Annotated in this window: 16 protein-coding genes; 6 read left to right on the forward strand and 10 right to left on the reverse strand. The window is 66.0% G+C overall.

The annotated features are described in order from the left end of the window. Positions 1 to 51: 51 nt before the first annotated feature. The 8 genes from CLU87_RS19920 to CLU87_RS19955 form a co-directional block, all read right to left on the reverse strand. The gene (locus CLU87_RS19920) at positions 52 to 795 is read right to left on the reverse strand and encodes an ABC transporter ATP-binding protein (RefSeq protein ID WP_099732262.1); all 744 of its coding nucleotides are present in this window, start codon (positions 793 to 795) and stop codon (positions 52 to 54) included. A 2-nt stretch (positions 796 to 797) separates the two neighbouring features. Then, positions 798 to 1580, reverse strand: a complete 783-nt coding sequence (locus CLU87_RS19925) for an ABC transporter ATP-binding protein (RefSeq protein WP_099731555.1) — start codon at positions 1578 to 1580, stop codon at positions 798 to 800. Continuing rightward, positions 1577 to 3484 (reverse strand): ABC transporter permease, encoded by a 1908-nt coding sequence (locus CLU87_RS19930; protein ID WP_056057173.1) that lies wholly within the window; start codon positions 3482 to 3484, stop codon positions 1577 to 1579. The genes CLU87_RS19925 and CLU87_RS19930 overlap by 4 nt, the downstream gene beginning before the upstream one ends. Positions 3485 to 3651: 167 nt before the next feature. Next, positions 3652 to 4863, reverse strand: a complete 1212-nt coding sequence (locus tag CLU87_RS19935; protein WP_063461057.1) for an ABC transporter substrate-binding protein — start codon at positions 4861 to 4863, stop codon at positions 3652 to 3654. Between the two features lie 80 nt (positions 4864 to 4943). Continuing rightward, on the reverse strand, positions 4944 to 5528 hold the full coding sequence (locus tag CLU87_RS19940) for an amino acid synthesis family protein (RefSeq protein WP_099731556.1): 585 nt from the start codon (positions 5526 to 5528) through the stop codon (positions 4944 to 4946). Positions 5529 to 5583: 55 nt separating this feature from the next. Next, positions 5584 to 6225, reverse strand: coding sequence for an amino acid synthesis family protein (locus CLU87_RS19945; protein ID WP_099731557.1), 642 nt, complete (start codon positions 6223 to 6225; stop codon positions 5584 to 5586). A 21-nt stretch (positions 6226 to 6246) separates the two neighbouring features. Beyond that, positions 6247 to 7167 (reverse strand): UPF0280 family protein, encoded by a 921-nt coding sequence (locus tag CLU87_RS19950; RefSeq protein WP_099731558.1) that lies wholly within the window; start codon positions 7165 to 7167, stop codon positions 6247 to 6249. A gap of 152 nt (positions 7168 to 7319) precedes the next feature. Continuing rightward, on the reverse strand, positions 7320 to 8939 hold the full coding sequence (locus tag CLU87_RS19955) for a 6-hydroxynicotinate reductase (RefSeq protein ID WP_099731559.1): 1620 nt from the start codon (positions 8937 to 8939) through the stop codon (positions 7320 to 7322). Between the two features lie 175 nt (positions 8940 to 9114). Between CLU87_RS19955 and fdxA the strand changes: the two genes are divergently transcribed. From fdxA to CLU87_RS19975, 4 genes are all read left to right on the forward strand, one after another. Continuing rightward, positions 9115 to 9444 (forward strand): ferredoxin FdxA, encoded by a 330-nt coding sequence (fdxA, locus tag CLU87_RS19960; RefSeq protein ID WP_056057161.1) that lies wholly within the window; start codon positions 9115 to 9117, stop codon positions 9442 to 9444. A 66-nt stretch (positions 9445 to 9510) separates the two neighbouring features. After that, positions 9511 to 10287, forward strand: coding sequence for a ferredoxin--NADP reductase (locus CLU87_RS19965; RefSeq protein WP_056057159.1), 777 nt, complete (start codon positions 9511 to 9513; stop codon positions 10285 to 10287). A gap of 50 nt (positions 10288 to 10337) precedes the next feature. Further along, the gene (locus tag CLU87_RS19970) at positions 10338 to 11054 is read left to right on the forward strand and encodes a TetR/AcrR family transcriptional regulator (protein WP_056057157.1); all 717 of its coding nucleotides are present in this window, start codon (positions 10338 to 10340) and stop codon (positions 11052 to 11054) included. A 68-nt stretch (positions 11055 to 11122) separates the two neighbouring features. Further along, the gene (locus tag CLU87_RS19975) at positions 11123 to 12310 is read left to right on the forward strand and encodes an amidohydrolase family protein (RefSeq protein WP_099731560.1); all 1188 of its coding nucleotides are present in this window, start codon (positions 11123 to 11125) and stop codon (positions 12308 to 12310) included. Positions 12311 to 12393: 83 nt separating this feature from the next. Here the strand turns inward: CLU87_RS19975 and CLU87_RS19980 are convergent, their stop codons facing one another. Then, entirely contained in the window at positions 12394 to 13185 is a 792-nt protein-coding gene (locus CLU87_RS19980; protein WP_099732263.1) for a glycine zipper 2TM domain-containing protein, read from the reverse strand. 316 nt (positions 13186 to 13501) lie between these two features. Next, on the reverse strand, positions 13502 to 14476 hold the full coding sequence (locus tag CLU87_RS19985; protein ID WP_099731561.1) for a YihY/virulence factor BrkB family protein: 975 nt from the start codon (positions 14474 to 14476) through the stop codon (positions 13502 to 13504). 327 nt (positions 14477 to 14803) lie between these two features. Between CLU87_RS19985 and CLU87_RS19990 the strand changes: the two genes are divergently transcribed. Together CLU87_RS19990 and CLU87_RS19995 are read left to right on the forward strand one after the other, a co-directional pair. Beyond that, a complete protein-coding gene (locus CLU87_RS19990; RefSeq protein ID WP_056742279.1) occupies positions 14804 to 15577 on the forward strand; it encodes an SDR family oxidoreductase in 774 nt (257 codons plus the stop codon). A 70-nt stretch (positions 15578 to 15647) separates the two neighbouring features. Then, positions 15648 to 17339 carry a long-chain fatty acid--CoA ligase gene (locus tag CLU87_RS19995; RefSeq protein WP_099731562.1) on the forward strand — a complete coding sequence of 564 codons (1692 nt, stop codon included), beginning with the start codon at positions 15648 to 15650 and terminating at the stop codon, positions 17337 to 17339. Positions 17340 to 17417: the final 78 nt, after the last annotated feature.

Below are 17417 nucleotides of genomic sequence, written 5' to 3' on the forward strand. Positions count from 1 at the left end.
ACTGACACATCGGCCATGGCCCGGTAGGGCCAGGGCCGGGGAACTTCTGCTTCACACGCTGAGGTAGGCGCGGCGCACCTCTTCGTTGGCGGCCAGCTCTTCCATGCTGGCCTGGTAACGGATCTGGCCCTTTTCGAGCACGTAGGCGCGGTCGGAGACCAGCTCGGCAAAGTGCATGTTCTGCTCGGACAACAGGATGCTCACGCCCTGCTCTTTCAGCTCCAGGATCATGTGCGCCATCTGCTCCACGATGACGGGCGCCACACCTTCGGAGGGCTCGTCCAGCAGCACCAGATAGGGGTTGCCCATGAGCGTGCGGGCCACGGTAAGCATCTGCTGCTCGCCACCGCTCATGCGGCCGCCCGGGCGCTGGGGCATCTCGCCCAGGTTGGGAAAGAGTTTGAACAGGCGCTCGGGCGTCCACACCGGGGCGGCTGTGCCATCGGGCCAGGTGCGGGCGGGTTGGCGGCCCACTTCCAGGTTCTCCATCACCGTGAGGTCGGTGAACACGCGGCGGTCTTCGGGCACAAAGCCCAGGCCCAGGCGGGCAGCGTCGTGCGGATCGGTTCTGGACAGGTCCTTGCCCATGAACTGAATGCTGCCCTTGCGCTTGGACAGCATGCCCATCAGCGTCTTGAGCGTGGTGGACTTGCCCGCGCCATTGCGGCCCATCAGCGCAACCACTTCGCCCCGGCGCACGTCCAGGTCCACGTCGTACAGGATTTGCGCGGCACCGTACCAGGCCTGCAGGCCCTTGGCCTGGAGCAGCAGTTCTTTGGGGTTGTGGGTCGTCATGGTCATGCCGCCTCCGCATTGGCTGCGGCTTTCTTCTCAAACGTCTTGCCGGTGCCGAAGTAGACCTCCTGCACCTTGGGGTGGTCGCGCAGCTCCAGCGGCTTGCCCTCGGCAATCAGCCGCCCGCGCGCCAGCACGATCATGCGGTCCGCATAGGCAAACACCACGTCCATGCTGTGCTCGGTGAAGAGCACGGCCATATTGCGGTCGATCACCAGCTGCTTGGTCAGCGCCATGAGTTCGTTGCGCTCCTTGGGCGCCATGCCGGCGGTGGGTTCGTCCATGAGCAGCAGCTTGGGAGCGTTGGCCATGGCAATCGCCAGCTCTACGCGCTTCACATCGCCATAGGCCAGCACGCTGCAGGGCCGGTCGGCCTGCGACTTCATGCCCACCTGGTCGAGCAACGCCAGGGCTTCTTCGCGCTTGTGGTCGGCAGCCCTGCGCCACATGGAGAACAGCAGGCCGTCGTTGGAGATCAGTGCCATCTGCACGTTCTCCACCACCGTCAGCGATGCAAAGGTTTCGGCGATCTGGAAAGTGCGGCCCACCCCCATGCGCCAGATGTCGCGGGGCTTGCGGCCCACCAACTCTTGCCCGTTGAGCTGGATGGAGCCTGCATCGGCAGGCAGCTGGCCGTTGACCATGTTGAAGGTGGTGGACTTGCCCGCGCCGTTGGGGCCGATGAGTGCCAGCAGCTCGCCCGCAGCGAGTTCGAAGTGGATGCCATCCACCGCCTTGACGCCGCCAAACGATTTGCCCAGACCGGTGACTTTGAGGAGGCTCATGCTGCGCCCTCCTTGGTGTTCTTGGCGTCGCGCATGTTGTCAAAAATCTGTTTGATGGTGCCCGCGATACCCTGCGGAAACAGCAGCACCAGGATGAGGATGATGGCGCCCAGCATGGCGCGCCAGTAGTCGGTGTTGCGCGCCACGGTGTCGTGCAGCCAGGTGAAGGTGACCGCGCCCACCACGGGGCCCGCCAGCGTCTGGATGCCGCCGAGCAGCACCATCACCAACCCGTCCACCGATTTGCCCACGGCCAGCGACTCCGGCGAAATGCTGCCCTTGGAGAACGCATACAGCGCCCCTGCCAGCCCTGCAGCCGTGCCCGCCACCACAAACGCCGCCCACTGCATGCGCTTGACGTCGATGCCGATGGCGTCGGCGCGCAGCACAGAGTCGCGCCCCGCGCGCAGCGCATAGCCAAACGGCGAGAACAGCACGCGGCGCAGCCACCACACCCCTGCCCCCACCAACGCCAGCGTGAGCCAGTAATACATGCGCTTGTCTGCCAGCCAGGCCGCAGGCCACACGCCTGTGAGGCCGTTGCTGCCCCCCGTGAAACTGTCCCACTGGTAGGTGATGGCCCAGGTGATCTGGGCAAAGGCCAGCGTCAGCATGGCCAGGTACACACCCGACAGCCGCACCGCAAACCACCCGTAGACAAACGCCCCGGCCGCCGCCACCAGCGGCGCCACCACCAGTGCGATCTCCATCGGTAGCCCGAGCGAGCGCACCAGCAGGGCCGCGCCATAGGCGCCCAGCCCGAAGTAGGCGGCATGGCCGAAGGAGTGCATGCCCGCAGGCCCCATGATGAAGTGAAGGCTGGCCGCAAACAGCGCTGCGATCAGCAGGTCAATCAGCAACACCGTGGTGTACGGCGACTGCGCGGTCAGCAGCGGGGCTGCCGCCAGCAGCAGGCCCAGCACGGCGGCCGCCACCAGGTAGGCCCTGCCAGGCCGACGCAGCGGCTCCTCCTGCATGCCCACGTAGCGGCTGGGCGCCTGCGGCCTGCCGAACAGGCCCCACGGGCGCCAGACCAGCACCACCGCCATCACCAGAAAATCCACCACCAGGGTCAGCTTGGAAAACGACACACTCAGGCCAAACACATCGACCACACCCAGCCAGATGCAGATGGCCTTGATCTCGGAGATCAGCAGAGCGGCGGCGTACGCGCCCGGAATGGAGCCCATGCCACCCACCACCACCACCACGAAGGCGGCACCGATGGTGTGCAGGTCCATCTCCAGCGTCGCGGGCTCACGCGGCAGTTGCAGTGCGCCACCCAGCCCGGCCAGCATCGCGCCCAGCGCAAACACGGCCGTGAACAACCAGGCCTGGTTGACGCCCAGGGCGCTCACCATCTCGCGGTCTTGTGTAGCGGCACGCACCAGCGTGCCAAACCGGGTGCGCGTGAGGAGCAGCCAGACCGCACCCAGCACCAGCGGACCGACCACGATGAGGAACAGGTCGTAGCTGGGAAACTGCCGCCCGAGCAGGCTCACGGAGCCTGAAAGGCCCGGCGCGCGCGGGCCCAGCAGTTCGTCAGGGCCCCAGAGCCACAGCACGGCGTCCTTGATGACCAGCACCAGTGCAAACGTGGCCAGCAGCTGGAACAGCTCGGGCGCCTTGTAGATGCGGCGCAGCAGCACCACCTCGATCAGCGCCCCCAGCACGCCGACGATCAGCGCGGCCAGCGGCAAGGCCACCCAGAAGCCCAGGGCACCGCTCAGGCGCTCGACCAGCGAGTACGCGACGTAGATGCCCACCATGAAGAACGAGCCATGGGCAAAGTTCACGATGCGGGTGACGCCAAAGATCAGCGACAGACCCGCCGCCACGAGGAACAGCGACGACGCGCTCGCCAGCCCGTTGATGAGCTGGACGATGAAACCCGAAAAACTCATGTTCGAAAAACCCTCAAGTCATCACCACCCGTGTTGCGCATCGCTTGCAGCACATGAAAGAAGCCAGGCGCGCCCCCGCCAGCGCCACCAGAAATCCGGCTGTGCCGGACTGCCGGTAGCGTCTGCTGGGACCGAGGCGCAGCAGGCGCCTCAGACTCCTAGGGGAATCAATCAGCGCTTCGTGACTTTTTCACGTCGGCAGCGGACGGCTGGTACTTGGCATCGGCGCCATCCAGGTAGACGTAGTCCACCATCACGCCCTTGCCGCCTTCGTTCTTGGTGCGGCCAACAAACGCGCCCATGGTGGCCTGGTGGTCTTCAGGCCGGTAGGTGATCTTGCCGAACGGGGTGTCCACCTGCAGTCCCTTGAAGGCAGCGACCAGCTTGTCGGTGTCGGTGCTCTTGGCTTTGGCAATACCGGCCGCGGCCGACTTGATCATGCTGTAGCCCACCACCGAACCCAGGCGCGGGTAGTCCTTGAACTTGGCCTGGTACGCCTGCTCGAACGCCTTGTGTGCGGGGGTGTTGATGCCGTACCAGGGATAGCCGGTCACCAGCCAGCCGTTGGGGGCCTCGTCTTTCAGGGGGTCCAGGTATTCGGGTTCGCCCGTCAGCACGCTGACCACCTCGATGCCCTTGAAGAGGCCGCGCGTGTTGCCTTCGCGTACGAACTTCGACAAGTCTGCGCCAAACAGTACGTTGAAGACGGCGTCGGGCTTGGCATCCGACAGCGCTTGCACCACGCTGCCGGCGTCCACCCGGCCCAGTGGCGTGGCTTGTTCAGCCACAAACTCCACATCAGGCTGGGCGGCCTTGAGCAGTTGCTTGAACGCCGCCACGGCAGACTGCCCGTATTCATAGTTGGGGTAGACCACGGCCCAGCGCTTTTTCTTCATCTTGGCGGCCTCGGGTACCAGCATGGCGGCCTGCATGTAGGTGCCGGGACGCAGGCGGAAGGTGTACTGGTTGCCACCCTGCCAGGTCATCTTGTCGGTCAGAGGCTCGCCTGCGAGAAAGAAGAACTTCTTCTGCTTGGCAAAGTCGGCCACTGCGAGGCCGGTGTTCGACAGGAAGGTGCCAGCCAGCACATCGACCTTCTCGCGCGACACCAGCTCTTCGGCCACACGAACGGCGTCGCCGGGGTTGGCGTTGTCGTCGCGCGTGATCAGTTCGATCTTCTTGCCATTGACGCCGCCCGCAGCGTTGATCTCATCGACCGCCAGCTCCATGCCTTTCTTGTAGGGCTCCAGGAAAGCGGGCTGCGCCTTGTAGCTGTTGACCTCGCCAATCTTGATCACGCCCTGGGCAAAAACAGGGGCCAGGGTAAGGGCCAATGCAGCCGCAGCCGTGGCACGCATGAGGTTTCGTCGCATCGTCATGGGGAGACTCCTGAAGGATGGTTGGAGAGAGATCGAACGGGGGTGAGACAGAACAGGTGTGTGTTGTACGCGCCCCGGGCTCAGCGCAGGCCGTCAACGCCTTTTATTTCAGAGGCCGTGAGGCCGCCGACACGTGGCAATGGCCGCCCGCTGTCGGTCACGACAACGGCCACCACGATTTCATTGGCCCGCGGTGCATCGGCTACACGGGCTTCCATGGCGTCGAAATGGCTGCGCACGTAAGCCGCATCCTTGTGGCCCAGGGGCACGTCGATGGCCGTGCCGAGGCCGCCCATCTTCTTGCTGGATGGGACCAACGCGGCACCCTTCTCGACAGCCACACGCAGTGGTGCGCCCAGCTTGGGGTGGAGGATGGCGGCGGCGTGCTCCAGCTCGCCCGCCTCGCCCACGATGGCGGCCTTGCCGTAGCTGTGCGCATCGCCCGGGGCAATGCCCAGGGCCTGCACGCAGCGGGCGCCCAGAAGGCCTCCCAGCTCCTCACCGATGGCGATGAGTTCGTCGAGGTTTTCCACATAACGTCCGGCAAAGGGGTTCTCGATCACGGCCATGGCCAGCGCCTTGCGCACCGCGGGCTGAACGTCACGCCCCATTTCCACGCGGACCTCGTCGGTCTGGACGACGATCTTTCGAATCTTGGCTGGCATTTTTTGGCTCCTTGGGATCTTGTCTTGTTCGATGGTGTGCGGGTCGGCGGGCGGCTCAGCGCAGGCCGTTCCACTGGCTGATGTCTGCCGCCTTGAGCCCTCCGACGCGGGCGTGGATGCGCGGGCCCGTGGTCATGGCAAGTATGAACACGATCTCATCAGCGGATGGCGCGCCCGGAACACGCACTTCGATCGCGTCGAAATGGCTGCGTACGTAGCTGGCGTTGATGTGGGTGAGCGGCACATCCAGCGCCGCACCGGGGCCGCCCACCTTCTTGGTGGAAGGCACGATGGACAGCGCATTCGCGGGCTGCCCGGTCTTCTCTTCGGCCTGGCCCTTGGCGTAGGCGTTGCGGTCGCCCTTCCAGCCCAGCAGTTCGCGCATGGCGTAGCCGCCGGGCACATGCCACAGCGCGCCGTGTTCCAACTCACCAGCCGCGCCCACGATGGCGCCTTTGCCATAGGTCTCGATGCGCTCGGCAGGCACCGCCATGGCCTTCAGGAGGCGCTGGGCCATGTCCAGCCCCACGTCCTGCAGCGCGTCCATCATGGGGAGGATGTCGGGCTCGTACCGTCCCGCAAACGGGTTGGTCAGCACCGCGCCGATGGCGCCGCGCAGCAGCGGCACGTCGGCCACCGGCCCGAATTCGTGCCGGATTTCCTCAAGATGGGTGAAAACGCGTCGTATCTGGATCATTCTGGAGACCTGTGCATTTCGTTAAGCAAATACTGAACCAACTTCCGATTCCACCGCCGGATCCCGGGGCCACACCACATCCGCCAGCGCCTGGGGCGCCGAGGTCGCCACGAACTGCCCCTGGCACGCCAGCAGCGCAAACCACAGCAGGCCGCTGGACTGCAATTCTTGCGCTTTTTGCAGCCCCTGGTGCAATGCCCGGGCCACCAGCTCCCTGGGCAAGGCAGGGACCTCCACGGTGACAGGAATGGCCCCCAGGTCACTGTCGTCCCGCACCTGCCACGCGGGCCTGCGCACAATCCGCGCATCGGCCACATCCACCGCGTTGGCCACGATGGTTGCCGCCGCATCGGCCTGCGCCGCCGTACGCGCCAGCACCGTCACGCTGTCCGCAATGCCCAGCGACTGGCTGCGCCCCCGCCAGCCGCTGGTGGCCACACCGCGCACCGGCATGGCGCTGTCGATGCGAATCTGCCCATCCAGCACCAAACCGTTGCGCAACTGTGCCGCATTCAGTGCGGCGATGTCAGCGTACACCCCCACCGTGACCGACTGGCCGGGCGCCAGGTGCAGCGCAATGTCGCCGCCGTTGTTGACCCAGGCGCGGTCTATGCCCGGCTGCTCGTAGCAGGCCAGAATCTCCTGCGCCACTGCACCCGCCACCGCCGCCATCGATGTGATGAAGCCTGCGCGGTAGGGACTGCAGGCGGCCCACATGCGGCGCGCCACCACACCCTGCAACGTGCAGTGCGCAGACACCGGCGCCCGCAGGCCGGGGAGTTCATTCACCAGCTCCTGCAGCAGCCCTTCAAAACGTTGCCACGCGCGTTCGTGCGCCTGGGCCACGGCGTCGCGCGCCCCTTCGGCCTGGAGGATGAGGTCCATCGGACCATGCTGGAAATGCCAGCGGCCATCGGACAGGAGCTTGCGAGCGGCTTGCATGTGCGTTTCAGTACTCACCGCAGGGCGCACCGCCGGCAGCCGTAAACACCGGCGCGGCCCCCGCCAGAGACGCCGAGCAAGGGCCGCCCCGCAGCGAGGGTGTCGTCCCCCTGGAGGGGGAAGGCGCGAAGCGACTCAGGGGGTGTTTCATATCAACCCAGCAGAGGTGGGCGACCCAGCGGCCACGGATTGGCGGCGGGCAAGGTCTGCCACACGCGCGCCTGCGGTGCACCATCGTTGTGCCACGCACCGCGCTCCAGCACTTCGCGCAGGCTGCGGATCTGTTCGGTGTGCCCGCCCAGCGCTTCGTAGTCCGCACGGCGCATGCTGAACTCGATGGGTGCCACGATGGCGGGGGTGGGCACGGTGCCAAAGCTGTTGTCCGGCATGCGCAGCACGTCGGCCATCACGGTAATACCGCCGCCCGGCCATACATAGGCGGGGGCACCGCCACAGGTCACGTTGACCAGCGCGTTTTTGATGGAGCGCGTGAGCAGCACCGGGTTCTCGGTGACCCCTGCGCGCAGACTACCGCCGGCTCCGCCAAGGAACAGCACAGACGCCAGCGAAGGCTCGCAGTTTTCGCCGATGCGGTCCACGATGCGGCGCACCTCGGCAGGCATCTCGGATTCAACCGGATGGAGTTGCTCGTCCAGCACGTACCAGGAGGCATGCTCCCCGGTGGTTGAGGTCATCAACAAGCGCAGCCCCGGCCAGGCCACGGATTCGTCCCAGCCCTCGATGATGGACAGCGGGTCGGCAATGTCGGTGCCGCCCCAGCCGGTGCCCGGGTTGGCCACCTGAAAGTAACGGCCCGGTGTGGACTTGCGCCCGCGCATCTGAATGCCCGAAGGCTTCATGTCGAGGCAACGGCCCGCCTGGTGCTCGGTGAGCACGCCGGTGATGTGGTCGTCCACCACCACCACCTCGTCCGCATGGCCGAAGAACTGGCGCGCAAAGATGCCAATGGCCGCAGAGCCGCAGCCCACGCGCATGCGCTGCTCGGCCACACCGTTGACGATGGGCGCACGCCCCGCCTGGATAACGAGCTGCGAGCCGCCGTCGATGGTGAACTCCACCGCCTGCTTGTTGCCCAGCGCCTGCATCATCTCGGCGGTGATGCGGCCTTCCTTCTTGGTGCCACCCGTGAGGTGGTGCACACCGCCCAGCGACAGCATCTGCGAGCCGTACTCTGCCGTGGTCACATGGCCCACCACCTCGCCCTTGCAGCGCACGTTGGCCTGCTCGGAGCCGAGGAAGCGGTCGGTGTCGATCTTCACCTTGAAGCTGCAGTAGCTGAAGATGCCCTCGGTGACCACGGTGACCATGTCCACGCCATCGATCAGGGAACCCACGATGAAGGGCGCCGGCTTGTAGTCGGGGTAGGTGGTGGACGAGCCCACGCCCGTCACGAACACCTCTTCAGACAGCAGCAGATCGCCGTTCCATGTGGGTGCTGGAGCCACCTCCGTCCCTGCACCTTCAGCAGCCTCGGCGCGGCCCGCGAATGGCACCAGCGTGGCCTCGCCCGCGTCCAGCGTCTTGCGCAGCAAAACCACCGGGTCCAGCCGCACCAGCACGCCCGCCTGGTTGGCGTAGCGGTCGCAAGCGCCTGCGCGGCCTTCGGAAATCTGGCACAGCACCGGGCACGCATTGCACTCGACCTTGGCAGCGTTCATGCGCTCGTTGCGCGGCCGGGCGCGCTCGAGCACCTGCGGCAGATCCGGCGCATCCATGCCAGGTAGCCCGTCGGTCTTGGTGTGTTCAGTCATCGTGGCGGCCCATTCATTGCATTGTGGCAAGTGCTTGTACGCGCATTGCATTTTGTGTAGCATTCACTTAACTTAAATGTTGTGAACACTACATTCGATGTCAATGTAGCGGAATCGATCAGACTCTGCAATGGTGTTTTTGCGCCCCCAAAAATGGTGCATGAGGAGCCCCAAAATGACGCACGTTGTGACAGACGCCTGCATTCGGTGCAAGTACACCGACTGCGTCGATGTGTGCCCGGTCGATTGCTTCAAGGAGGGCCCCGAATATCTCGTGATCGACCCTGACGAATGCATCGACTGCGCGGTGTGCATTCCGGAGTGCCCGGCCAACGCCATCTATGCCGAAGACGACCTGCCCGAAGGCATGGAAATCTTTCTGCAGTTCAACAAAAAGCTGGCGCCCACGCTCCCCACAATCACCAAAAGAAAAGCGGCTTTGCCAGATGCGGAACAATGGAGGGTTGTGAGCCACAAGCTTTCAGGCCTGAACATTGCGCTGTAGAGCGCATGGGGCCCTGCTCTTCAGCCAAATTCCTTATTTGCTTCCAACTTTTCCATCTAACGCACCATGAGCGCCTTTCTTGACGAACGCGTCCTGACGGTCCACCACTGGACGGACCGCCTTTTCTCCTTCACCACCACGCGCGACACCGCGCTGCGCTTCTCCAACGGCCATTTCACGATGATTGGCCTGCGCGGCGAAAACGGCAAACCCCTGCTGCGCGCCTACAGCATCGTGAGCCCCAACTACGAAGAGCACCTGGAGTTCCTCTCCATCAAGGTGCCCGACGGCCCGCTGACCTCGCGCCTGCAGCACATCAAGGTGGGCGACACCATCGTGGTCGGCAAGAAGCCCACGGGCACCCTGCTGATCGACTACCTGCTGCCCGCCAAGCGCCTGTACATGCTCTCCACCGGCACGGGCGTGGCCCCGTTCCTGAGCTTGATCCGCGACCCCGAGACTTATGAGAAGTTCGAGGAAGTCATCCTGGTGCACGGCGTGCGCGAGGTGAAGGAGCTGGCCTACCACGACTACATCACGCAGGAGCTGCCACAACACGAGTTCCTGGGCGAGATGGTCACCAAGCAGCTCAAGTACTACCCCACCGTGACGCGCGAGCCTTTCAAGCACCAGGGCCGTGTGACCACCGTGATCGAAAACGGCCAGATGGCCCGCGACCTGGGCCTGCCCGCACTCAACCCCGCCGAAGATCGCGTGATGATCTGCGGCAGCCCCGAAATGCTGCGCGACCTCAAGCACATGATGGAAGAGCGTGGCTTCAAGGAAGGCAACACCACGAAGCCCGGCGACTTCGTGATCGAGCGCGCGTTCGCAGAGCAGTGATCCCCCGGCGGCCCCCTTACCGGGGCCCGCCTCATCCACCAGGACCCGCCATGTCTGCCACTCCCACCAAGACCCGGACCGCGTCCACCCGCGCTGCCTCTGCCCGAAAGACGGGCGTGCGCGAGCAGGCCGCACAGACCACGCGCGACAACATCCTGAAGGCGGCGACCAAGGTGTTCGCCCGCTACGGCTACGAAGGCGGCAGCGTGGAGAAGATCTCCAAGGCGGCCAAGTCCTTCGACCGGATGATCTATTACTACTTCGGCAGCAAGGAAGGCCTGTTCATCGAGGTGCTGGAGGAAACCTACCGGCGCATGAACGACGCGGAATCCAAACTGGACCTGGACACCGCCAAGCCGGTGGAGGCGCTGCAGGCGGTGATCCGCTTTGTGGTGGGCTACTACCGCAAGAACCCCGAGTTCATCACGCTGCTCAACACCGAGAACCTGCACAAGGGCAAGCACATCTCCAAGTCGATGCGCGCCCGTGAATACTCGTCGCCCGCCATCGAGGTGATCCGCCGCGTGCTGGAGAGCGGCCAGGCGCAAGGGCTGTTCCGCAAGGACGTGTCGGCGCGCGACGTGTACCTGCTGATCGCCGCCACGGGCTACTTCTACATGTCCAACCGGCACACGCTGTCGGCCTTTCTGGGCGAAGACCTGGAGACGCCCGACGCGCTGGCGCACTGGGAATCCTTCGTCATCGACAGCGTGCTGCGCACCGTGGCACCCGGCCCCAGCCTGCCCAAGGGCAGGGCAGCGGCCTGAATCAACAAGAGATTTTTCCCTGCGGGGTGCCGCGTGGTGCCCCGCCCACCACCCCACGAGGAGAATCCATGGCAGAAGCAGCAGCAGGCAGCAAATCGGGCAAGGTCGTCATCCAGAACATTGGTCTTTTGTTGTCGGGCGACCTGGACCACCCCATCCTCGACGCCGACACCATCGTGGTGAATGACGGCCTCATCGTGGCCGTGGGCCGCTACAAGGACTGCGACACCGACCACGCCAACACCGTGATCGACGCACGCCAGACCTGCGTCGCCCCGGGCCTGATCGACAGCCATGTGCACCCCGTGTTTGGCGACTGGACGCCGCGCCAGAACCAGATCGGCTGGATCGACTCGACCATGAACGGCGGCGTGACCACCATGGTCTCGGCCGGTGAAGTGCACCTGCCCGGCCGGCCCAAGGACATCGTGGGCCTGAAGGCGCTGGCCATCACCGCGCAGCGCTCGTTCGACAACTTCCGCCCCGGCGGCGTGAAGGTGATTGCAGGCGCCCCGGTCATCGAGAAAGGCATGACCGAGCAGGACTTCAAGGACCTGGCCGACGCCGGCGTGACGCTGCTGGGCGAAGTGGGCCTGGGCTCCGTCAAGGCGGGCTACGAGGCCCAGCAGATGGTGGCGTGGGCGCGCAAGCACGGCATCCAGAGCACCATCCACACGGGCGGCCCGTCCATCCCGGGCTCGGGCCTGATCGATAAGGACGTGGTGCTGGAGGCCGATGCCGACGTGATCGGCCACATCAACGGCGGCCACACCTCGCTGCCCTGGAAGCATGTGTGCGAGCTGTGCGAGAAGTCGTCCCGCGCGATCGAGCTGGTGCACAACGGCAACGAGAAGATCGCCATCCAGGCCGCGCGCGCGGCCATCGAACTCAAGTGCCCGCACCGCGTGATTTTGGGCACCGACGGCCCGGCCGGCTCGGGCGTGCAGCCGCTGGGCATGCTGCGCATGATTGCGCTGATCTCCAGCTTCGCCGACATCCCCGCCGAGCTGGTGTTCTGCTTTGCCACGGGCAACACGGCGCGCATCCGCAACCTGAACTGCGGCCTGATCGAGGTGGGCCGCGCGGCCGACTTCGTCTTCATGGACCGCGCCCAGCACACCGCCGGCGCCACGCTGCTGGAGAGCGTGCAGCTGGGCGACATCCCGGGCATTGGCATGGTGATGATCGACGGCCTGGTGCGCTGTGGACGCAGCCGCAACACCCCGCCTGCGACCGAGATCCCGGTGGTGCTGTAACCCGCCCGCCAATCAGCCATCGACTGGAAAAAACAAAAGCCCGCGTTTGCGGGCTTTTGTTTTGGGGGAAGCGACTGCCGGGCTCAGTAGGTGTCCGACACCCGCACCGCACCCGGCTGGGGCTGCGGCTGCGCATAGGGGTCGGCAGCACGGGCCGAGCCGCCCTGGTCCACGCGGAAGCCCTTGCCCTGCAGTACCACGGGCGTGCCCACAGCAGTGGGTTCAGCGCGCTGGAAGTGGCGCAGCGAGCCGTCTTCCATGCGCACCGCCACCTGGTACACCGTGTGGGTGCGGGTGCGCTCTTCGACCTTGTGGCCCACATAACCACCGCCCACGGCACCTAGCACGGTGGCAGCGGTGCGGCCGCTGCCCTTGCCGATCTGGTTGCCCACCACGGCGCCCAGCACACCGCCGGCCACGGCGCCCACGCCCGTGGCGGGGGCAGCTTGTTGAACCGCCTGCACCGATTCGACACGGCCGCAGCTGCGGCACACAGGGGCTGCAGCACGCACGGGCTGGGCAGCGCCCCCGGGGGCCATGCCACCCGCCATGTCACCGGACCGGCCTGCGCTGCCGCCGGTCTGCGGACGGTAGTTTGCTCCGCTATTCATAGCATTCTGGGCAGGTACAACCGGCGCTTGGGCCCGTTTTTCTTCAATGATCTCGGATTCGGGCGTGCCTGGGGCCGCCGCCAGCGCGGCGGGGGCTGTCGCATCGGCTGCCGAGGGCGTGCGGTTTTGCATCACCAGGGTGGCACCCAAGGCCAGCACGCTCACGCCCAGCGCGCCAATGGCCGCCCACATCCATTTCAGGGCCGGTCCGGCGGGGGCTGCAGCGGGTACGGGCGAGGCAGGAGAAGAAACTGTCAGGTTCATGGTCATGTCCTTGTTCATGTCGGAGAAATCCGCAGGGGGCGGCAGGTAGATGTGCGCTGCATATCCGCTACGGAATGGGGCCGTGGTGTTTCAACGGCCTGGATGGTGCAAAGGTACACAGCGGGGGGCGCTGCGGTGTGGCCGGTTTGTAAGCGGCAGTAAGCAGCGGTAAACCACCTTGGCCAGCACTTGCGGCGCCAGGCCCCGCGCATGGGCCCTGCCCGCACAGCCCGGCAGCGCAACGGGCACCATCGCAGCGGCCCGAACGATCCGGGCGCCGCGCTGGCCCCGGCTTGTTGTGCGCTGTTGCCAACATTTACAGCTCCTGCACCCGCGCGCGGGCTGCGGCCGTCCACCGGGCCCAGCCCACCGGTCGGCGCGGCCCGGGGTGCAAGGCCTGCTCCAGCGCCTGGGCGCAGCTGGCAGAAAAAAGCAGGATGGCCGATGAAAAATAGATCCACATGAGCAGCACCACCAGCGAGCCCGCCGCACCATAGGCCGACACCACGGCTGCTGTGGACAGGTACCACGCCAGCAGCTGCTTGCCCACCGTGAACAGCGTGGCCCCCACCACGGCGCCCATCACCAGGTAGCGCAGCGACGGCTTGGGGCCCGCGCCGATGCGCATGAGCCCCACAAACAGGGCCACCGCAAACCCGAAGGCAATGGCTTCGTTGACGACCTGCAGCAGCGGTGCCAGGGGCGCCAAGGTGGGCAGGTGTGCCACGGTCAGCCGCTCTCCCGCCCAGCCCGCCAACAGGTGGATCAGCGTGGACAGCGCCAGCGACACCATGAGCAAAAAGCCCAGCGCCAGCACATAGGCCAGCCCCCGCAGCCGCAGCGACGCCATGCGCCACCACGCGGCCCGCTCGGGCGGTGTGTAGCCATCCCGGCGCCACAGTCGCTCCAGCGCCGACTGCAGCTCCACAAACACCCCGGTGGCGCCCGAGACCAGCACCACAAACCCGATGGCCGATGCCAGTCGCCCCTCGGACGGGGCCTGGGCGCTGGCCATGGCCTGGCGCACCACATCGGCCACCTGCTGACCCATCACCGACTGTACCTGGGCAACCAGGCTGCTCTCCAGGTAGCTGCGGTCCACCCACCAGCCCAGCACGCCCACCAACAGCAGCAGCAAGGGCGCCAGGCTCAGCATGCCGTAGAACGACATGGCCGCGCTCATGCGCAGCCCATCGGCGTCCAGCCACATCTGCGCGGCGCGCCAGAACGGCTGCACCAGGCGCCACAGGGGCAACAGGGGCTGGGCGATGCGGGCAAGCGAAGTCGCCATCAGGGACGGAGGGGGCGCGGTCATCCCCGCGAGCGTAAGGCCTGGCGGCGGCCCCATCCATCCGCCGCAACCGCGAGGCGGGGTAGGCGCTGTCCCACACGCACCGTGCCGGATGCATCGCACAGAGTTTCAAAGGTGACAGCACCGGTTTTACACGGTGCCTGGGCAGGGCTAGCATGGGGCGCTGTCGGTTGACTCGACCGCCATTGACACAGCGGCCACCGCCGCCCCAGCCGCACCTCCTCACCCCCCTGCGGGCCACAAGCCGTCGGGCCGGTCTTGGCATTCATTCACCTTCACCCCTCTCTGCACGAAAGCGTTTTTTCCATGAGCGTCAAGCAACTCTTCGATCTCACCGGCCAGGTCGCCCTGGTCACCGGCGGCTCGCGCGGCCTGGGCCTGCAGATGGCCGAGGCCCTGGGCGAAATGGGCGCCAAACTCGCCATCACCGCGCGCAAGGCCGATGAGCTGGCCGAGGCCAAGAAGCACCTGGAGGCGCAGGGCTACGAGGTGCTGACCGTGGTGAACGACCTGCAAAAGACCGAGGACATCCCCGGCCTGGTGGACCAGGTGGTCGAGCGCTTTGGCACCATCGACATCCTGGTCAACAACGCCGGCGCCACCTGGGGTGCCAAGGCCGAGGACTACCCAGACGCCGCCTGGCACAAGGTGATGGACCTGAACGTGAGCGCACCGTTCTTCCTGTCGCGCGAAGTGGGCAAGCGCTGCATGATCCCGCGCGGCAAGGGCTCGATCATCGTCACGGCCTCGGTGGCCGCGCTCAAGGGCACGCCCCCGGGCATGAACACCATTGCCTACAACACCTCCAAGGCCGCCGCGCTGCACTTTGCGCGCACGCTGGCGTCCGAATGGGGGCACTACGGCGTTCGCGTCAATGCGATCTGCCCCGGCTTCTTCCCGAGCAAGATGGCCAGCGGCCTGATCGAAAAGCTGGGCCCTGCGATGATCGAGCGCACGCCCCTGCGCCGCATTGGCGGCGAAGAGGACCTCAAGGGCGCGGTGGTGTTCCTGGCGTCCAATGCCTCGCGGCACATCACGGGTGAGTCCATCGTGGTGGATGGTGGCGCCAGCTTGATCTAACGCCCCCTGAGGCGCGACCTGCTTCGTCAGGTCTGCGCCCCGCACGAACCAACCCAGCGTTCCGTATCCCATGTCCGACCGCCACCTCGCCCATTGGCCGCCCGGCCTGTCGCGCCACCTCACGCTGCCGCAGACCCATCTGTTCCACAACGCCGAGGTGTCGGCCGCGCGTTACCCGGACAAGCCTTTTCTGGTGTTCTACGACACGCTGGTGACCTTCCGGCAGTTCCAGCAGCAGGCGGAGCACATTGCGGGCTTCTTGCAGCAGGTGTGTGGCGTGAAGGCGGGCGACCGCGTGCTGCTGTACATGCAGAACAGCCCGCAGTGGATCCTGGCGTTCTACGGCATCCTGCGCGCCAACGCGGTGGTGGTGCCGGTGAACCCCATGAACCGCACCGACGAGCTGCGCCACTATGTGCACGACAGCGGTGCCACCGTGGCCTTTGTGCCGCAGGACCTGCATGCGCAGGCCCAGCCGTTGGTGGATGTGGCGGGGGGCGAAGGCAAGCTGAAGCACCTCATCGTGGCCGCCTACAGCGACTACCTGCAGGTGCCCACCGACCTGCAGGTACCCGCGTTCGTCTCCGCTTCGCGCCAGACCATTGATGCGCCGGGCGTCACGCTGTGGAGCGACATGCTCGCGCAGCAGCGCGCCCCCGGCCCCATCACCACCGGGCCGGACGACCTGTGCGTGATGCCCTACACCTCGGGCACCACGGGCCACCCCAAGGGCTGCATGCACACGCACCGCAGCGCCATGAGCACGCTGGTGGGCGGCGTGCAGTGGTTTGCGCGCACGCAGGATTCAACCTACCTCGCGGTGCTGCCGCTGTTCCACGTCACCGGCCTGTCGGGCAGCATGAACGGACCGCTGTTTGTGGGCGCCACCGTGGTCGTGCTGCCGCGCTGGGACCGTGACGCGGCCGCCCAGCTCATCCAGCGCTACCGAGTCACCATCTGGCAGGCCATCTCGACCATGGTGGTGGACTTTCTGGCCAACCCGCGCATTGCCGACTACGACATCAGCAGCATCCAGGCCATACGCGGCGGCGGCGCGGCCATGCCCAAGGCCGTGGCGCAGCAGCTGAAGGACCTGACCGGACTGGACTACGTGGAGGGCTACGGCATGTCTGAAACCATGGCCGCTACCCACATCAACCCGCCGCACCGCCCCAAGCCGCAGTGCCTGGGCATCCCGGTGTTTGACGTGGATGCGCGCGTGGTGGACCCGGCCACGTTCGCCGAACTGCCACCGGGCGAGATTGGCGAGATCGTGGTGCACGGCCCGCAGGTCATGCTGGGCTACTGGAACAACCCGCAGGCCACGGCCGACAGCTTTATCACGCTGGACGGCAAGCGTTTTCTGCGCACGGGCGACCTGGCGCAGGTGGACGAGGACGGTTACTTCTTCATGGTGGACCGGCTCAAACGCATGATCAACGCCTCGGGCTTCAAGGTCTGGCCCGCCGAGGTCGAGGCCATGATGTACGCCCACCCTGCGATCCAGGAGGTGTGCGTGATCGCCGCCCACGACGAGCGCCGGGGCGAGACGGTGAAGGCCCTGGTCGTGCTGCGCGACGCCTTCAAGGGCCAGGTGAGCGAGCAGTCCATCATCGACTGGAGCCACGAACACATGGCCGCCTACAAAAGCCCGCGCATCGTCCAGCTGGTGGACAGCCTGCCCAAGTCCGGCACGGGCAAGGTGCAATGGCGCGAGCTGCAAGAGCAGGAACGCAGCCGTGCCGCTGGCACGGCGTCCTGAGCCCCATTAACGGCCTACCCCATACGCTCTTTTTTTGATAGCTGCCAGCGCAATATGCACTAGCGCTACCGGCCCAAA

It is taken from the genome of Acidovorax sp. 59, from assembly GCF_002754175.1.
In the GTDB taxonomy this organism is placed as follows: domain Bacteria; phylum Pseudomonadota; class Gammaproteobacteria; order Burkholderiales; family Burkholderiaceae_C; genus Acidovorax; species Acidovorax delafieldii.